Raw genomic sequence first — 18,196 nt, 5'->3', positions numbered from 1 at the left:
ATAGAAAAATAAAATTATTAATCTGAAAATTTAGTTTATTTTTAATTTTAAAAAATAAAAGGAGGTTTAGGATTGATGGAAGTATTAATGAGAACGATGTTTCAGTCGCTTGGCAAAAATCATTCAATGAACAAATTAGCTAAAAAGTATGGATTGAGGATGGGGGCAGCTCGTTTTGTTGCTGGAGACTCAACCGAATCAGCAATTCAAACATCCAAGGAGCTTAACAATAGTGGAAAAGTTGTTACGCTTGATCATTTAGGAGAATTTGTTTTTACAGAAGAGGAAGCCAGGTTGTCTACTGCCATGTGCATTCAGACACTAGAAGCCATTGCAGAATCGGGCGTTCAATCAAATTTATCATTAAAGATGACTTCTTTAGGATTGGATATTAGCAAAGAGCTTTGTATGGAAAATATGCGCAGAATTCTACACACGGCCAGGATGAATAATATTTTTGTTCGAATTGATATGGAAGACTACTTGCACTGCCAAATCTCCCTTGATATGTATAAAGAATTACGCAAAGAATTCGATAATGTTGGAATTGTGATTCAAGCGTATCTTTATCGTACAGAACAAGATATGAATGACTTACATCAATATCAAGCCAATTTACGTCTAGTAAAAGGAGCTTACAAAGAATCGCCAGAAGTATCATTTCCGGAAAAGAAAGACGTAGATGAAAACTATAAAAAAATCATTAAAATGCATTTATTAAATGGGCACTATACAGCTGTAGCAAGTCATGATGAAGAAATGATTCAGTACACAAAACGATTAGTAAGAGAAAATGGTATTTCAAATGACCAATTTGAGTTCCAAATGCTTTATGGAATTTGCGTAGAGCTGCAGGACCGTCTAGTAAAAGAAGGATATAAAGTCAGGGTTTATGTTCCTTACGGCATTGATTGGTTTGGGTATTTCATGAGACGCTTAGCCGAGCGTCCCGCCAACGTATGGTTTGTGCTGAAAAACTTCGCGAAATAAATTTCTAATTAAAGGGGACTGGTTGAAATGACAGTAAGTACAAAAATCTCAGTTTTTAAAAATGAACCGTTTACTGATTTTTCGTTAGAAGAGAATAAACAAGCGATGCAAGCGGCGTTAGTGAAAGTGAAAAAAGAACTGGGACAAACATATCCTCTCACGATTGGAAAAGATAAAATCTCAACAGAAGAAGTGATTGTCTCTACGAACCCGGGAAAGGTAGATGAAGTGATTGGCAGAGTAAGCCGTGGTACTAAAGCTTATGCTGAGCAGGCAATGAAAGAAGCGTCAGCAGCATTTCAATCATGGAAGAACGTCCCGCCTGCTGAACGTGCTGATTATTTATTTAAAGCAGCAGATCTGATGAGAAAAAGAAAGTATGAATTTTCTGCCATGCTCGTTTATGAAGTGGGGAAAAACTGGGCAGAAGCTGATGCGGATGCCGCGGAAGCTATTGACTTTATGGAATTTTATGCGCGAGAAATGATTCGTTTAAGTGAAACGAATGAGCATCGGCCTTTAACGCCGGTAGAAGGTGAAACAACAGAGATGACGTATATTCCTTTAGGCGTAGGAGTAGTCATTTCACCTTTTAATTTTCCGCTTGCCATCATGGCTGGAACGACTGTAGCTGGAATTGTATCTGGAAATGCAGTTATTTTAAAGCCAGCTGATTCTGCACCGGTTATTGCTGCGAAATTTGTTAAATTAATGGAGGAAGTGGGTCTTCCGTCTGGTGTTCTGAATTTTATCCCTGGAGATGGCATAGAAGTTGGAGAATATTTAGTCGAACATCCTCAAACTCGTTTTATTTCTTTTACGGGATCAAGAGAAGTAGGATGTCGCATTTATGAACGTGCTTCAAAAGTACAGTCTGGACAAATTTGGCTGAAACGCGTCATTGCTGAAATGGGAGGGAAAGATGGCGTTGTGGTAGATGAAACGGCAGATTTAGACGCGGCAGCGCAAGCGATCGTAGCATCTGCGTTTGGATTTCAAGGCCAAAAGTGTTCCGCTGGCTCTCGAGCGATTATTGTAGAATCTGTTTATGAAGAGGTTGCCCAAAAAGTTGCCGCATTAACAAAAGAATTAACCGTCGGACTGCCTGAAGAAAATCCTTCTATGGGACCTGTTATTGATCAAAAAGCGTATGAAAAAGTATTAGCCTACATTGAAATTGGCAAAGAAGAAGGAAAGCTTATTGCCGGGGGAGCTAAAGCTCCCGGAAATGGCTACTATATAGAACCTACAGTATTCAAAGATGTGGATTCAAAAGCACGAATTATGCAAGAAGAGATTTTTGGACCGGTCCTTGCGTTGACAAAAGCAGATAACTGGGAAGAAGCCATTGAGATTTACAATGAAACTGACTACGGTTTGACGGGAGCTTTTTTCTCTGAAAACGAAGAGAGAATTCAAAGGGCGTTAGCTACCATGCACTGCGGTAACTTATATATTAACAAAAAATGTACAGGAGCATTAGTTGGCGTTCATCCTTTTGGAGGTTTTAATATGTCCGGAACGGACTCGAAAGCCGGAGGGTATGATTATCTTCTATTATTTACACAAGGGAAGATGACAGCGAGAAAACAGAAATAAGTTCAGTCTATAGGAAATCAAAAAATTCGACACTAAGCATCTTTAGCTTCGTGTCGAATTTTTTGATTAGTTTAGTCCGTATTCTTTGATTTTGTTGTAAAGGGTGCCGCGTGAAATGCCAAGCAGATCTGCTGCTGCACTTTTGTTTCCATAGGTTTTTTGAAGAGTCTCTTCTATTAGCCTAGCTTCTTGGAGAGACTCTTCCTCTTTTTGAACTTCTGTGAAAGAACTTGCATCCTTCAGATTGTCAGGAAGGTGCGTAAGGGTAATCAACGACTGATCACTTAGAAAAATCATTCGTTCAATCGTATTTCTCAGCTCGCGAATATTGCCTGGCCAATCGTATTGCATAAAGGCTTCGAGAACTTCAGAGCTAATGAAAGGAGCCTTCTTTTTATACTTCTTGCTGAATTCCTGTACAAATTGCTGAGTCAATGCCTCGATGTCTTCTTTATGGTCTCGAAGCGGCGGAATAATAATGTTGATGACGGTCAGCAAATAGTAAAGATTTTCATGGAATTCACCGGCTTTTAGCAACTCTTCCAAAGGCGTCGTGGTAGAGGCTACAATTCGGGTTTGAACTTGAATTTCTTCCGTGCCTCCAACGTGATAAAAGGATCGTTCTTCCAAGTAACGGAGAAACTTAACTTGAATTTCAAGAGGCATTTTATCAATTTCTTCAATAAATAACGTCCCGTTGTGAGCCTGCTCCAGTTTTCCCGCAATGGTTGTTGGATCTTCTGAAAAGACATCTTTTTGATGACCAAAGAGCTCAATTTCCAGGAGTCCCGATGGAATAGTGGCGCAATTTAAAGATAAAAAAGGTTCTTTATGTTTGGATCCCCCGTAGTGGATGGCCTGAGCCAGCATTTCTTTCCCAGAACCAGGTTCTCCTGTTAATAAAATAGGCATATCTGTAGATGCCACTTTTTTGGCAATGTCAACGGCTTGCTTAATTTCAGGACTGATACCCGTGAAAGAAGAAAATGGATTATCTTTCGGAATGAGAAGAGACACATCAATCTCTTCATTTAATCTTACAATATTGGTAATGTCATGTTCAGTTGCAACTCCACCTATGACTCGATTGTTTCTTATAATAGGAGATGCATTGATAAGCACGTGAGTTTGTTCATTAGGACGATGATACGTTCCGCGAACAGGGCGCCCTTCATTTAGAATCGTATGTAGAATGATGGATTCATCTTTGAAATGCTCTCCGATTTTTCTACCAACAATATCATCTCTCTGAATCTTATACGTATGTTCCGCAGCAGTATTCCACAAGATTACATTTCCTTCATTATCGACCGCTGTCACTGCATCATTAATGGTTTCTGCCAATGTATCAAAATAGGAAGCTAATATCTCATTTTGGCTATGCAAATGTGTAATCCACTGTGAAGGTGTTACAAGTCCTATTGTAGTTTCTTGGTTTTCTGCTTGAATGAGGACTGGTCTGTTCCAGTTTGTGTTGGCTTGTAAATTGGCTAACGTAGAAGTAGAAGATGAAGGCCAATTTGTATCCGCTATTACTTTTTTTATGGAAGATGCCCCGTCATGACCTGTTAAAAGGTATCGTTCATCTTTTTGTATTACATAAAAGGTACTTGCTGTGACTACAACGAAGTCATAGTTTGAAAGTTCAGATTTCACTTTAGCTAAAGAAGTTGATTCTTCAACTGTTGTAAAGGAGTTATTTATAAGAACTTGATCAACGCTTGCCATACTAAACCCCTCTCAGTACATATTTTTTATACTGTATCATAATTTAGAAATTGGCGCAAAAGCCTATCTTTTTCAAACAATAACGCAGCTTACTTTCTTTTATTGCTTTCATCCAAAGAATTGTATTCCCTTCGAAAAGGGTAGTATAAGAATTTAGTGGGTAATAAAGTAACAGGGTAAAAAATAAAAACAAACAAACACTATATAAGATTAATACTCATTAGTTTCATTTATGATTATAAAGTGATAAAATACGAATATCAGTTCGTGTTTTCGGTTTTTACATATCGTAATAAAAATAGATAAAACAAGAAAATAGAAACGGAGGCCTTCATTTGAAAGATCAGTTTGAATTAGTATCCCCATATCAACCGCAAGGTGATCAGCCAAAGGCAATTGAAAAGATCGTGAAAGGAATTAAAGAAGGTAAGCAGCATCAAGTTTTGTTAGGTGCTACAGGAACGGGAAAAACCTTCACCATGTCTAATGTTATTAAGGAAATAAATAAGCCGACACTAATTATGGCTCACAACAAAACGCTTGCTGGCCAATTGTACAGTGAGTTTAAAGAGTTTTTTCCTAATAATGCAGTCGAATACTTTGTCAGTTACTACGATTACTATCAGCCTGAAGCCTATGTACCTCAAACAGATACATTTATTGAAAAAGATGCTAGCATTAATGATGAAATTGATAAACTTCGTCACTCGGCAACTTCTTCTCTTTTTGAACGAAGAGATGTCATTATTATTGCCAGCGTATCCTGTATTTATGGCTTAGGATCTCCGGAAGAATACAAAGAAATGGTCGTATCTCTTCGAGTAGGAATGGAAAAAGAGCGCAATCAGCTGCTTCGTACGCTAGTAGATGTACAGTACGAAAGAAATGATATTGACTTTAAGCGCGGAACGTTTCGCGTTCGCGGTGATGTTGTGGAGATTTTCCCTGTGTCTCGAGATGAACACTGTATTCGCGTCGAGTTTTTCGGCGATGAAATTGACCGCATCCGAGAAGTTGACGCTCTAACAGGAGAAATCATTGGTGATCGTGAACATGTAGCTATCTTCCCGGCATCTCACTTTGTTACGAGAGAAGAAAAAATGCGTGTTGCCATTCAAAATATTGAAAAAGAACTAGAAGAACAGCTAGAGAAGCTAAAAGAAGCAGGAAAGCTTTTAGAAGCGCAGCGCTTGGAGCAGCGCACGCGCTACGACCTAGAAATGATGAGAGAAATGGGCTTTTGTTCGGGAATCGAGAACTACTCTCGTCATTTAACGCTTCGTCCCGCTGGTTCTACACCTTATACACTGCTGGACTTCTTCCCGGAAGATTTCCTTCTTGTTGTGGATGAATCACACGTTACGATTCCTCAAGTTAGAGGAATGTATAATGGAGACCAAGCGCGTAAACAAGTGTTAGTGGACCATGGTTTCCGCTTGCCGTCCGCATTAGATAACCGCCCGCTTAAATTTGATGAATTTGAACAGCATATTAACCAAATTGTTCATGTTTCCGCAACACCAGGTCCTTATGAACTTGAGAAGGCACCTGATGTGATTGAACAAATTATCCGTCCAACGGGATTATTGGATCCAAATATTGAAGTTCGACCAATTGAAGGGCAGATTGATGATTTAATTGGAGAAATTCACGACCGGATTAAGCGAAATGAACGAGTACTCGTTACGACGTTAACAAAGAAAATGTCTGAGGATTTAACGAACTACTTAAAAGAAATCGGCATTAAAGTTCAATATCTTCACTCTGAAGTGAAGACGCTCGAGCGTATTGAAATTATCCGAGAGCTGCGGCTTGGAAAGTACGATGTGCTTGTAGGAATTAACTTACTTCGTGAAGGTTTAGATATTCCGGAAGTTTCGTTAGTAACCATATTAGACGCGGATAAAGAAGGATTCTTGCGTTCAGAACGATCGCTTATTCAAACCATCGGACGTGCTGCGCGAAATGCTAATGGACATGTCATTATGTATGCAGATCGCATCACAAACTCCATGGACATTGCTATCAATGAGACCAAGCGTCGTAGAAGTATTCAAGAAGCTTACAATGAAGAGCATGGTATTACACCAACAACGATTCAAAAAGAAGTTCGAGGCTCAATTCGTGCAACAGTAGTAGCAGAAGATACAGAAACGTATGAAGAAGCACCGGCATTTGATAAGCTCAACAAAAAAGAAAAAGCAAAGCTCGTAGAAGAAATGGAACAAGAAATGAAAGAAGCAGCCAAAGCGCTTAACTTTGAACGCGCAGCTGAGCTTCGTGACTTGATTCTAGAATTAAAAGCGGAAGGGTGATAAAACATGGCAATGGAAAAAATCGTGGTAAAAGGTGCACGAGCCCACAATTTGAAAAATATCGATATTGAAATCCCACGAGACAAATTAGTGGTGTTAACAGGTTTGTCAGGTTCTGGTAAATCCTCTTTGGCTTTTGATACAATCTATGCAGAAGGACAAAGACGTTATGTCGAGTCGCTTTCGGCATATGCAAGACAGTTTTTAGGTCAAATGGATAAGCCCGATGTAGATTCGATCGAAGGATTGTCGCCTGCTATTTCAATCGATCAAAAAACAACGAGCCGAAACCCTCGTTCAACCGTCGGAACTGTGACGGAAATCTATGACTATTTGCGCCTTTTGTTTGCTCGTGTAGGAAAGCCAATTTGTCCTAATCATGGAATTGAAATTACATCTCAAACGATTGAGCAAATGGTAGATAGAATTTTAGAGTACCCTGAACGCACAAAACTTCAAGTACTGGCACCTGTGGTATCTGGTCGAAAAGGTACCCATGTAAAAGTATTAGAAGATATTAAAAAGGAAGGGTACGTTCGCATTCGAGTAGACGGAGAAATGCGTGAAATAACAGAAGAAATTGAATTGGAAAAAAACAAAAAGCACTCCATTGAAGTAGTGATTGATCGCGTTGTTGTAAAAGAAGGTGTAGCCGCTCGTTTGTCGGACTCTTTGGAATCAGCTCTTCGTCTTGGAGAAGGGAAAGTAATTATTGACGTGATAGGTGAAGAAGAACTGCTTTTTAGTGAGCATCATGCTTGTCCAAAGTGTGGTTTCTCCATTGGAGAACTTGAGCCCCGCATGTTTTCATTTAATAGTCCGTACGGGGCGTGTCCAACGTGTGACGGGTTAGGAACGAAATTGGAAGTGGATAAAGATTTAGTTATTCCTAACTATGACTTAACGCTTCGTCAGCACGCAATTGCACCTTGGGAGCCAACAAGTTCTCAATACTATCCGCAGCTGCTTGAAGCCGTATGTACACATTACGGCATCGATATGGACGTGCCGGTGCGAGATATTCCGGAACATTTATTTGATAAAGTATTATATGGCAGCGGTAAAGAAAAAATTTACTTCCGCTATGAAAATGATTTTGGCCAAGTAAGAGAAAATCATATCGAATTTGAAGGCGTGCTTCGGAATGTAGAACGCCGTTATCATGAAACAAGTTCAGATTATATCCGTGAGCAAATGGAAAAGTACATGGCTCAGCAAGCTTGTCCAAAATGTAAAGGAAATCGCTTAAAACGTGAAAGCTTAGCGGTGCTTATTGACGAAAAGCATATAGGAGATACAACCCGCTTCTCAGTAAAAGAAGCATATGATTTTTTTGAAAGTCTCAGCCTATCTGAAAAAGATATGAAGATTGCGGATATGATACTGCGTGAAATTCGTGAGCGTCTAAGCTTTCTCATTAACGTGGGACTTGATTACTTAACATTGAACCGCTCTGCTGGAACTCTCTCAGGAGGAGAAGCACAGCGGATCCGTTTAGCTACTCAAATTGGTTCTCGCTTGACGGGGGTTCTTTATATTTTAGATGAACCTTCTATCGGTCTTCATCAGCGTGACAATGATCGCTTAATTCGCACGATGCAAGACATGCGCGATATTGGAAATACGTTGATTGTTGTAGAACATGACGAAGATACGATGATGGCAGCTGATTATTTAATTGATATCGGACCAGGAGCCGGCGTACACGGGGGTGCTGTTGTTTCTCAAGGTACGCCTCAGGAAGTGATGGAGGATGAAAACTCTTTAACGGGTCAATATCTATCAGGAGAGAAGTTTATTCCTCTTCCAGCGGAAAGACGGTCAATAGATAAAGATCGGATGATTGAAATTATAGGAGCAAAAGAAAACAATTTAAAAAATGTAAAAGCAAAGCTTCCGTTAGGTATGTTCACGGCTGTTACAGGTGTATCTGGATCAGGTAAGAGTACGCTGGTAAATGATATCCTTCATAAATCATTGGCGCAAAAGCTGCATAAAGCAAAAAGCAAAGCAGGAGAACATAAAGAAATCAAAGGCATTGAACACTTAGATAAAGTCATTGATATTGATCAGTCTCCCATAGGCCGTACGCCTCGTTCGAACCCTGCAACGTATACAGGTGTATTCGATGACATCCGAGATGTGTTTGCCCAAACAAACGAAGCAAAAGTGCGCGGATATAAAAAAGGCCGTTTTAGCTTTAACGTGAAAGGCGGCCGCTGTGAAGCTTGTCGAGGAGACGGTATTATTAAAATTGAAATGCATTTCTTGCCAGATGTATACGTCCCTTGTGAAGTCTGCCACGGCAAACGATATAACCGTGAAACTTTAGAAGTGAAATACAAAGATCAAAACATTTCAGATGTGTTGGATATGACCGTTGAAGACGCGCTTCACTTCTTTGAAAACATTCCAAAGATTAAGCGGAAGCTGCAGACAATTTACGATGTAGGACTTGGCTATATCACGCTTGGACAGCCGGCTACTACTTTATCTGGTGGAGAGGCACAGCGTGTAAAGTTAGCTTCAGAGCTTCACCGCCGCTCAACAGGAAGAACGCTGTACATTTTAGACGAACCGACTACCGGTCTTCATGTCGATGATATTGCACGATTATTAAAAGTGCTCCAGCGTTTAGTTGAAAATGGAGATACGGTTCTAGTGATCGAACATAATTTAGACGTCATCAAAGCTGCTGATTACCTGCTTGATTTAGGACCTGAAGGTGGAGATAAAGGCGGACAAATTGTGGCTGCGGGTACGCCAGAAGAAGTGGCAAAAGTAAAAGAATCCTATACGGGTCATTATTTGAAGCCAATTTTAGAACGTGACCGTAAGCGTATGGAGAAAAAAGTTGAAAAAGCAGAGGCATTAACTCGTTAAAAGACACCAGCATTGGTGTCTTTTTTATAAAGAATGAAACTTTTTAACTCATTAAACCGTAATACATGATATAAGGAGCTGATTATTATGGAAGGAAATCGCATACTATCTTCCTTAAATTATTTTAGCGTTTTCTTTGCACCATTTTTATTACCTATTATTATTTATTTTGTTGTTCATAACATAGAAGTAAAGAAACATGCAAAAACTGCATTTTTGTCACATTTATTACCTATCGCTACAGCGATCTTGTTCTTATTTTTCTTGCTTCCTGCTCTTACTGGCTCTAGTGGAACGGTATTTATTCTTTTAATTGTAGCTTTAGTTGTTGTCTCTTTAGTTAATGTTGTCGTGTTTGTATGGAATATTGTAAAAGGGATACAAATATTAAGCAGATAAAAGTTGAATGACTAAAACGTAAAGAGGAGATGGAACGTATGAGTGAAAAGCGCAAACAAATTTTACAGATGGTAGAAGAAGGGAAACTTAGCGTAGATGAGGCTTTAACTTTGCTAAATTCACTGGAAAAAGACTCAGCTAATGATTCTTACTATGCTACGCCTGATAAAGCTGAGCTATCCCCTTATGTAGGAGGAAAACAGAAAAAAACGTACGCTTCTAAGTCATCTCAAAGCTCTTTAAAGGAAAAATTATTTACATTTGTAGATCAAACGGTAAAAAAAGTAAAAGAAGGAGATTTAGATTTTAACTTTGGTCCTTCGATTGACGTTCAGCACATCTTTCAACAATCAGAAGCATATATTCAAGAGATTGACGTAGATTTAGCAAATGGAAGCGTTCAACTCCGACCTTGGGGAAGTACAGAAGTACGAATAGAGTGTGAAGCTGCTATCTACAAAGTAGAGAATTCGGATGAAGCGCGCCGCACTTTCTTGCAGCATACGGCATTTTCCATTGAAAATGGCAAATTGCGCTTTGCAATTCAGCAAAAGCAAATGAAGGTGAAAGCGATCATTTATATTCCAGAAATGGAATATGAACGCGTCAAGCTCCGTATGTTTAATGGTTCAATCGATGGGGAAAGACTAAGCGTACGAGACCTGAAAGCCAAAACAGCTAATGGTACCATCCGCTTTTACGATGTGAATAGCCATTCTCTTGAAATGGAGACATCAAACGGGCATATGGAACTTTCTCGAATATTCGCTTCAAAATGTGAGCTTGAAACAATCAATGGAACGGTTAAATTTGATGGGGACACAAAGAAAATTGACGTTCAAACATTTAACGGAGATATTGATACGTATTTAAAAGGAGAGCGCATTGAAAAAGCATTTTTCAAAACGACTACGGGGAGCATTGCGCTCTATACGCCGCCCCACCTCTCCGTTGATGGAGATTTGAAATCTAACTTTGGGAATTTTACATGTACACTTCCTGAGATGGAAATAGTAGATGAGAAAAAAGAAACGGTGATGAAACAACTTCGTTTCAAAGCCAATGTCGCTTCTCCTAAAGGCTATAAATTGTTAGCTGAATCCAAAACGGGCTCAATTGTTATAAAATAGAAAACGCTTGGTTTAGTAAAAAAGCAAAGGAGATGATTAACGTGCGAAAGTTGTATCGTTCGCGAACAAATCGCAAGCTTGCGGGTGTGATCGGCGGTATTTCTCAGTATATCGGAATAGATGCTTCACTACTGCGCGTATTGTTTATCATCAGTTTATTTTTTACAGTAGGTACCCCGGTCATTTTATATATGATTTTTGTGTTTTTAGTTCCAAATGAAGAAGGAGATTTCTAAAAATGTTATTGCGTGGAATTATTAGTATTTTAATCAATGCCCTCGTATTAATCGTAATCGCAGGTTATATTGACACCTTTCACTTGGAATCAGTCAGTGCAGCTATTATCGCGAGCTTGATTCTATCAATTTTGAATGTGTTTGTTAAGCCGATTTTAATTTTACTTACCCTGCCGGTGACATTTCTTACGCTTGGCCTATTTTTATTCGTCATTAATGCCATTACGCTGATGATTACACAAAGTGTTATGGGAGATTCTTTTAATATTGACGGGTTTGGTACAGCGCTTTTAGCCTCGGTAATCATGTCGCTTTTAAATGCGCTTATTCAACGAGTGATTGTTGAACCGCTTCAAAATAGAAGATAACTTTCTTGCAATATTTAATTTTCTAAAAAAGATGGTAAGGCGATGCAGCCTATGTCATCTTTTTTTCTTTTCTTTCCATATTAATGATAAAATAAAATGGCTAGTAGAACCAAACGCGACATAAAAGCGAGAGTTGGATATACTGTAGACATGAACAGATATATGACTGTTCATAAAAGGAGGATGCACGGTGGTTAAAGTACGTACAAAAGACATCATTGAGAAATTTAAATTAGAGCTTATTAGCGGAGAAGAAGGAATCGACCGCCCTATTTCAACAAGTGATATTTCACGTCCAGGTATTGAAATGGCAGGTTATTTTACATATTACCCAGCGGAACGTATCCAGCTGTTAGGTAAAACAGAACTATCATTTTTTAAACAGTTAGATGATGAACAAAAAAAAGTTCGAATGGAAAAGATGTGTACAGATATCACGCCGGCTATCATTGTTTCGCGCGAAATGGATGTACCGAAAGAACTTATCGAAGCTTCAGAGCGTGAATCAGTTCCTGTGCTGCGTTCAAGCTTTAAAACAACGCGACTTTCCAGCCATTTAACGAATTTTCTTGAAAGCCGGCTAGCACCTACTACTGCCCTGCACGGCGTATTAGTTGATATATACGGAATTGGTGTATTAATCATGGGAAAAAGCGGCGTTGGTAAAAGTGAAACAGCTCTAGAGCTTGTTAAGAGGGGACATCGCCTAGTAGCCGATGACTGTGTGGAAATCCGTCAAGAAGACCAAGACACGCTTGTAGGAAATGCGCCTGGTTTAATCGAGCATTTGCTTGAAATTCGAGGGCTAGGGATCATCAATGTGATGACGCTATTCGGCGCAGGAGCTGTACGAAGCTATAAGCGAATTTCACTTGTTATTCAGTTAGAGACATGGGATCAGCAGAAACATTATGATCGCCTTGGTTTAGAAGAAGATAAAATGAAAATCATTGATACAGACGTTACAAAAATTACATTGCCAGTACGTCCGGGACGAAACTTAGCTGTTATCATTGAAGTGGCAGCAATGAACTTCCGCTTAAAGCGTATGGGTATTAACGCAGCAGAACAATTTTCTGCACGTCTAACAGATGTAATTGAAGAAGGAGATCGTGAAGATTTATAAGAAAGGGTGTTAACTTGTGGAAGCAACTATTCAGCCGTTAGATCGCGTTTTCCTTGAACTTGGCCCTCTAACGGTCTACTGGTACGGCGTAATTATCGGTGCAGGTGTTCTATTAGGTCTTTATATTGCGACAAGAGAAAGTGTAAGAAGAGGCTTATCAAAAGATACATTTGTTGATCTTATCTTATTTGCTGTGCCAATAGCTATTATTTGTGCACGAATTTATTATGTATCCTTTGAATGGGGATACTATTCAAAGCATTTAAATGAAATACCTCAGATTTGGCAAGGTGGGATTGCCATTCATGGTGGCTTAATCGGAGGCGTATTAACTGCCATTGTGTATTCGAAAGTAAAAAAGATTTCATTTTGGAAGTTGGCTGATATTGCTGCGCCTAGTTTAATCCTTGGCCAAGCCATTGGGCGCTGGGGCAACTTTATGAATCAAGAGGCACACGGGGGGCCGGTTACCCGTGCTTTTTTAGAAGGGTTGCACCTTCCAAATTTTATTATTAACCAAATGTATATTAACGGTACATACTATCATCCTACGTTTTTATACGAATCATTATGGGATTTTTCTGGATTTATCCTGTTGGTGGTACTTCGCCGCACCAGTCTGCGAAAAGGAGAAATTTTCTTATCTTATTTAATCTGGTACTCAGTTGGACGCTTCTTTGTAGAAGGGCTTCGCACGGATAGCTTAATGCTGACGAATACACTCAGAATCGCTCAAGTTGTTTCACTTGCACTGATTGTAATAGCCATTATTTTAATTATTATCCGCCGCGTGACGGGAATGAGTAAACAGAAATACTTAGAGAATGAAGAAGCACAATCTAAGGCGTAAATGAAGAAAAGCTACAAGGTTTACACAAACTTGATTTGACGCAAGGGAAGGAAATGAATAATGACGATTAATACGGTTTTGTTTGATTTAGACGGTACGTTAATTGATACAAATGAATTAATTATTGCCTCGTTTACTCATACGCTTAATCACTATTACCCTGAACAATATACTCGTGAAGATATTTTACAGTTTATGGGACCTCCTTTATACGACACGTTTGTAGAAATGGATAAAACGAAAGTAAACGAAATGATTGAGATGTATCGCACGCATAATCTAGCCAATCATGATTTGCTTGTTAAAGAATTTGAAGGCGTACTTGAAACAGTTAAATGGCTGCACGAGCAGAATTATAAATTAGGTATTGTCACAACAAAGCAAAGAAATACGGTCATGATGGGGCTTAAGTTAACAAAGTTAGACCAGTTCTTTGATGCGATTGTCGCAATTGAAGACGTAACAAATGCAAAGCCGCATCCTGAGCCAGTAGAAAAAGCACTGAAGCTGCTTGAGACTAAACCTGAAGAAGCGCTGATGGTGGGAGATAACCATCATGACATCGTTTCTGGCCAAAGAGCTTATACGAAAACAGCTGGAGTTGCTTGGAGTGCAAAAGGAAGAGATCATATCGCTTCTTATAATCCTGATATTATTTTAGAGAATATGACGGATTTAATTGATATATTAAAAGGAGAACGTCAGTGAGAAAAACGACGCGCTATCCGGTTAAAGGAGCTAATTCCCTTTGGCATGTCTATAAGACCGTGCCTTTTTGGAAAGTAGTGCGCAACTTCCTCATCATTCAATGCGCTCGCTATACGCCTTTTCTTTCGATGAAAAACTGGCTGTACAAAGCGTGCTTAGGGATGAAAGTAGGACCTCAAACCTCCTTTGCCCTTATGGTGATGCTCGATATTATGTTTCCTGAAAAAATACAAGTAGGACGCAATACGGTTATCGGATACAATACAACTATTCTCGCTCATGAATATCTGATAACGGAATATCGTCTTGGAGATGTCATCATTGGGGATGAAGTGATGATTGGAGCAAATAGCACCATCCTTCCAGGCGTAACAATCGGCAACGAAGCGGTTGTAGCGGCTGGAACGGTGGTTCATAAAGATGTAGCACCCGGTTTCTTTGTTGGAGGTAACCCTATGCGTGTCATCTATACAAAAGAAGAAATGGAAAAGCGCAGGGAAGCAGAACCTAAAGCCACAACTTAGCAAGAACTAAGCTGTGGTTTTTTTTGTAAATTTGAACAACTGGCGGTTGACGGCTGACTTTATCGGGTGTAAACTATCAATAACTTTAATTTGTTATTTCGCTAATACATTAGCGTGATAAAGCAAAATCAACCTATCAATGGTTCCTTAATAGATAAAATCAAGCTTAAAGGACGTGTCGGAATGTCAAAGTTATTTATGTTTGAAAAACCCCTTGGAATGAGAGATACACTGCCAGCTCTTTTTGAAAGAAAAAAACAAGTTCGCAATCAGCTGGCAGATGAAATCGGCAGCTGGGGCTATCAATATATGGCAACGCCTACTGTGGAATACTACGAGACGGTAGGAAGCGCATCAGCTATTTTAGATCAACAATTGTTTAAACTTTTAGATAAAGAAGGGCATACGCTTGTGCTGCGACCGGATGTAACAACACCATTTGCACGTGTGGCCGCTTCAAAACTTTTAAATAATTCTCCTTTGCGCTTAGCTTATGAAGCAAATGTATTCCGAGCTCAGCAGCGTGAGGGTGGCCGCCCGGCGGAGTTTGAACAAATAGGCGTTGAGCTAATTGGAGACGCTACGATGAGCAGCGATGCTGAAGTCATTGCTCTCATGATCGGCGCATTAAAAAGAGCGGGACTTAAATCATTTAAAGTGGCAATTGGCCACATCGGGTTTGTTAATTCGCTTTTTTTAGAAATTGTCGGAAATGAAGAACGTGCTAACGTGCTTCGCCGCTTTTTATATGAGAAAAATTACGTGGGCTATCGTAATCATGTAAAAGATTTGAATCTATCTTCTATTGATAAACAGCGTCTCCTTCAGCTGCTTAACCTGCGCGGAGATGAAAAGAAGATTGAAGAAGCAGTTGAACTAGTTGAAAACGAAGCTGGTAAAAAAGCAGCTGGTGATTTGAAAAAGCTATGGAATATGCTTGATGCGTACGGTGTAACGGATGAAATTAAAATTGATTTTAACTTAGTCAGTCATATGAGCTATTATACAGGTATTTTATTTGAAGTCTTTGCTGAAAATGTTGGTTTCCATATCGGTAATGGAGGACGTTATGACCAGCTTCTTGAAAAATTTGCGTCTAAAACACCAGCTACAGGATTTGGAATTCAGCTCGACCGCTTAATTGAAGCGCTGGGCGAAGAAGTATATGAGCCTTCAGCAGTATACGGCATATTATATAGCCAGGAGCGTTTAGATGAGGCATTAGCTTTAGCTGCTGAACAGCGCAAGCAAGGATACCGGGTAGTGACTCAGGAAATTGCAGGCGTTGATGATGTTGATGTATTTACTGCACAGTTTGAAGAAGTCACGTTTCTAATTGGAAAACGAGGCAAGGGGGGACAATAATGAGTGAACTATTAACAATTGCAATGCCAAAAGGACGTATTTTTGAAGAAGCAGCTGAACTTTTGCGTCAAGCAGACTTTCAATTGCCGCCAGAATTTGACGATTCGCGCAAGCTGATTGTAGATATTCCTGAAGAGAACATGCGCTTTATTTTAGCAAAACCAATGGACGTTACTACTTATGTAGAATACGGAGTAGCGGATCTTGGTATTGCAGGTAAAGACGTAATGTTAGAAGAAGAACGAGATGTCTATGAGCTGTTGGATTTAAATATTAGTAAATGTCATCTGGCCGTTGCCGGTTTGCCTAATGCTAAAAAATCAGAAATTGCTCAAAAAGTGGCAACCAAATATCCAAATGTAGCATCTACTTATTTCAGGGAGCAAGGAGAGCAAGTAGAAATTATAAAATTGAATGGTTCGATTGAATTAGCGCCTTTAATCGGCCTGGCTGATCGGATCGTTGATATTGTATCAACGGGACAAACACTAAAAGAGAACGGACTTGTTGAATTGGAGCACATTGAAGATATTACATCGCGTTTGATTGTGAACCCTGTGAGCTATCGTTTAAAAGACGAACGAATTGATGATTTAGTGAATCGTTTAGCCCAAGTGGTTCAACCTGTATAAAAGAGGTGACATACATTGAAAATTACACGTGTAACAGAACAAGTGAGCTTAAAGCGTACGATTGATCAAGGGACAAGTGCTCAAAGAGAAATTGTCGTAAATATTTTAAAGCAGGTGCAAGAGCAAAAAGACGAAGCTTTAAAAAGGTATACAGCCCAATTTGACGGCGTTGAGCTTTCTTCTTTGCTTGTGACAGAACAAGAAAAGAAGCGTGCTTATGAGCTGGTTGATGCAGATATGCTGTCAATCATTCGTGAAGCTGCTGACAACATTCGTGATTACCACGAAAGAATGGTCGAGCAGTCTTGGATGACAACAAAAGAAGACGGCACCATTTTAGGGCAGAAAGTAACGCCTTTAGATGCAGTAGGTGTTTATGTACCGGGAGGCCTTGCGGCGTATCCTTCTTCCGTTTTAATGAATGTCATTCCTGCTCAAGTGGCAGGTGTAAAACGTATCGTGATGGTTTCACCTCCAGGAAAAGACGGTGCGCTTCCTGCTGGAGTAGTGGTAGCAGCGAGTGAGCTTGGGGTCAAAGAGATTTATAAAGTAGGGGGAGCTCAGGCAGTAGGAGCACTTGCCTATGGAACAGAAACAATTCAACCCGTCGATAAAATTGTAGGGCCAGGTAATATCTTTGTTGCATTAGCGAAAAGAGAAGTATATGGCTTAGTAGACATTGACTCAATTGCTGGACCTAGTGAAATTGTCGTACTAGCAGACGATACGGCTAAGCCGAACGAAGTGGCCGCTGATTTATTGTCTCAAGCAGAACATGACAAATTAGCTTCAAGTATTTTAGTTACGCCTTCTATGAAATTAGCCGAAGCTGTTAAAGAAGAAGTGGAAAGACAAGTAGAATCTTTACCTCGTAAAGAAATTGCAAAACCTTCTATTGATAACCATGGCGCTATTTATGTGACCGGGTCATTAGAAGAAGCGGTTGAAGCTGTTAATCAATTAGCTCCTGAGCATTTAGAAATTATGACTGAAAGTCCGCTTGAACTTTTAGGTTCTATTCGTCATGCCGGTGCTATTTTTCTAGGAAGATACAGCTCAGAACCTGTTGGCGATTATTTCGCGGGACCAAACCATGTTCTTCCAACAAATGGGACAGCGAAATTCTCAAGTCCTTTATCAGTTGATTCATTTGTGAAAAAGTCTAGTATCATTTCATACAGCCAACAAGCCCTGCAGAAAAATGTCTCGAAAATCGCAGCGTTTGCTCGTTTAGAAGGGCTAGAAGCTCATGCAAGGGCGGTTGAAGAACGCTTTAAAAAATAAGATGGAGATTAAAAGAAAAGAGTAGAAATGTTCTTTTCTTTACTTATTACATGCACAGT

Annotated in this window: 16 protein-coding genes; 15 read left to right on the top strand and 1 reads right to left on the bottom strand. The window is 39.6% G+C overall.

Annotated elements, in window-relative coordinates; all coding sequences use genetic code 11:
* The first annotated feature begins 75 nt into the window (after nt 1-75).
* Complete coding sequence (locus tag ACN6NE_RS10000; protein ID WP_013059735.1) at nt 76-990, top strand: proline dehydrogenase family protein; 915 nt, start codon at nt 76-78, stop codon at nt 988-990.
* Nucleotides 991-1,017: 27 nt separating this feature from the next.
* On the top strand, nt 1,018-2,589 hold the full coding sequence (pruA, locus tag ACN6NE_RS09995) for an L-glutamate gamma-semialdehyde dehydrogenase (RefSeq protein WP_474325282.1): 1,572 nt from the start codon (nt 1,018-1,020) through the stop codon (nt 2,587-2,589).
* A gap of 66 nt (nt 2,590-2,655) precedes the next feature.
* Here the strand turns inward: pruA and ACN6NE_RS09990 are convergent, their stop codons facing one another.
* Complete coding sequence (locus tag ACN6NE_RS09990; RefSeq protein ID WP_474325281.1) at nt 2,656-4,317, bottom strand: sigma-54 interaction domain-containing protein; 1,662 nt, start codon at nt 4,315-4,317, stop codon at nt 2,656-2,658.
* Nucleotides 4,318-4,652: 335 nt separating this feature from the next.
* On the opposite strand from ACN6NE_RS09990, the gene uvrB reads away from it, so the two are divergent.
* The 13 genes from uvrB to hisD all read left to right on the top strand — a co-directional run bounded on the left by uvrB (nt 4,653) and on the right by hisD (nt 18,137).
* Entirely contained in the window at nt 4,653-6,632 is a 1,980-nt protein-coding gene (gene uvrB, locus ACN6NE_RS09985) for an excinuclease ABC subunit UvrB (protein WP_474325280.1), read from the top strand.
* A 6-nt stretch (nt 6,633-6,638) separates the two neighbouring features.
* A complete protein-coding gene (gene uvrA, locus ACN6NE_RS09980) occupies nt 6,639-9,515 on the top strand; it encodes an excinuclease ABC subunit UvrA (RefSeq protein WP_129705373.1) in 2,877 nt (958 codons plus the stop codon).
* 87 nt (nt 9,516-9,602) lie between these two features.
* Nucleotides 9,603-9,914, top strand: a complete 312-nt coding sequence (locus ACN6NE_RS09975) for a hypothetical protein (RefSeq protein WP_013059730.1) — start codon at nt 9,603-9,605, stop codon at nt 9,912-9,914.
* A gap of 38 nt (nt 9,915-9,952) precedes the next feature.
* Entirely contained in the window at nt 9,953-11,044 is a 1,092-nt protein-coding gene (locus ACN6NE_RS09970) for a DUF4097 family beta strand repeat-containing protein (protein WP_474325279.1), read from the top strand.
* 41 nt (nt 11,045-11,085) lie between these two features.
* Nucleotides 11,086-11,280, top strand: a complete 195-nt coding sequence (locus tag ACN6NE_RS09965; protein WP_013059728.1) for a PspC domain-containing protein — start codon at nt 11,086-11,088, stop codon at nt 11,278-11,280.
* 2 nt (nt 11,281-11,282) lie between these two features.
* Nucleotides 11,283-11,648, top strand: coding sequence for a phage holin family protein (locus ACN6NE_RS09960; protein WP_013059727.1), 366 nt, complete (start codon nt 11,283-11,285; stop codon nt 11,646-11,648).
* A 190-nt stretch (nt 11,649-11,838) separates the two neighbouring features.
* The gene (hprK, locus tag ACN6NE_RS09955; protein ID WP_013059726.1) at nt 11,839-12,774 is read left to right on the top strand and encodes an HPr(Ser) kinase/phosphatase; all 936 of its coding nucleotides are present in this window, start codon (nt 11,839-11,841) and stop codon (nt 12,772-12,774) included.
* A 16-nt stretch (nt 12,775-12,790) separates the two neighbouring features.
* Nucleotides 12,791-13,624 carry a prolipoprotein diacylglyceryl transferase gene (lgt, locus tag ACN6NE_RS09950; RefSeq protein ID WP_474325278.1) on the top strand — a complete coding sequence of 278 codons (834 nt, stop codon included), beginning with the start codon at nt 12,791-12,793 and terminating at the stop codon, nt 13,622-13,624.
* 60 nt (nt 13,625-13,684) lie between these two features.
* On the top strand, nt 13,685-14,332 hold the full coding sequence (gene ppaX, locus ACN6NE_RS09945; RefSeq protein ID WP_474325277.1) for a pyrophosphatase PpaX: 648 nt from the start codon (nt 13,685-13,687) through the stop codon (nt 14,330-14,332).
* The gene (locus tag ACN6NE_RS09940) at nt 14,329-14,856 is read left to right on the top strand and encodes an acyltransferase (protein ID WP_013059723.1); all 528 of its coding nucleotides are present in this window, start codon (nt 14,329-14,331) and stop codon (nt 14,854-14,856) included. The genes ppaX and ACN6NE_RS09940 overlap by 4 nt, the downstream gene beginning before the upstream one ends.
* A gap of 183 nt (nt 14,857-15,039) precedes the next feature.
* Nucleotides 15,040-16,221: an ATP phosphoribosyltransferase regulatory subunit gene (locus ACN6NE_RS09935; RefSeq protein WP_013059722.1), complete on the top strand. Its 1,182-nt coding sequence runs from the start codon at nt 15,040-15,042 to the stop codon at nt 16,219-16,221.
* Entirely contained in the window at nt 16,221-16,853 is a 633-nt protein-coding gene (gene hisG / locus ACN6NE_RS09930) for an ATP phosphoribosyltransferase (RefSeq protein ID WP_013059721.1), read from the top strand. The genes ACN6NE_RS09935 and hisG overlap by 1 nt, the downstream gene beginning before the upstream one ends.
* 15 nt (nt 16,854-16,868) lie before the next feature.
* Nucleotides 16,869-18,137, top strand: a complete 1,269-nt coding sequence (gene hisD / locus ACN6NE_RS09925) for a histidinol dehydrogenase (protein WP_129705363.1) — start codon at nt 16,869-16,871, stop codon at nt 18,135-18,137.
* The last annotated feature ends 59 nt before the right edge of the window (nt 18,138-18,196 follow it).

The sequence above is a fragment of the Priestia sp. 53B2 genome (assembly GCF_056099005.1).
Note: the sequence above shows the minus strand (reverse complement) of the source record. Positions and strands in the feature narration are given on the sequence as shown.

Excerpts from the sequence above, each read along its gene's own strand:
- ppaX (WP_474325277.1), top strand. The coding sequence starts at position 13,685 with ATGACGATTAATACGGTTTTGTTTGATTTAGACGGTACGTTAATTGAT.
- ACN6NE_RS09975 (WP_013059730.1), top strand. The coding sequence starts at position 9,603 with ATGGAAGGAAATCGCATACTATCTTCCTTAAATTATTTTAGCGTTTTC.
- hisG (WP_013059721.1), top strand. The coding sequence starts at position 16,221 with ATGAGTGAACTATTAACAATTGCAATGCCAAAAGGACGTATTTTTGAA.
- ACN6NE_RS09990 (WP_474325281.1), bottom strand. The coding sequence starts at position 4,317 with ATGGCAAGCGTTGATCAAGTTCTTATAAATAACTCCTTTACAACAGTT.
- ACN6NE_RS09970 (WP_474325279.1), top strand. The coding sequence starts at position 9,953 with ATGAGTGAAAAGCGCAAACAAATTTTACAGATGGTAGAAGAAGGGAAA.
- ACN6NE_RS10000 (WP_013059735.1), top strand. The coding sequence starts at position 76 with ATGGAAGTATTAATGAGAACGATGTTTCAGTCGCTTGGCAAAAATCAT.
- ACN6NE_RS09960 (WP_013059727.1), top strand. The coding sequence starts at position 11,283 with ATGTTATTGCGTGGAATTATTAGTATTTTAATCAATGCCCTCGTATTA.
- uvrA (WP_129705373.1), top strand. The coding sequence starts at position 6,639 with ATGGCAATGGAAAAAATCGTGGTAAAAGGTGCACGAGCCCACAATTTG.
- ACN6NE_RS09935 (WP_013059722.1), top strand. The coding sequence starts at position 15,040 with ATGTCAAAGTTATTTATGTTTGAAAAACCCCTTGGAATGAGAGATACA.
- pruA (WP_474325282.1), top strand. The coding sequence starts at position 1,018 with ATGACAGTAAGTACAAAAATCTCAGTTTTTAAAAATGAACCGTTTACT.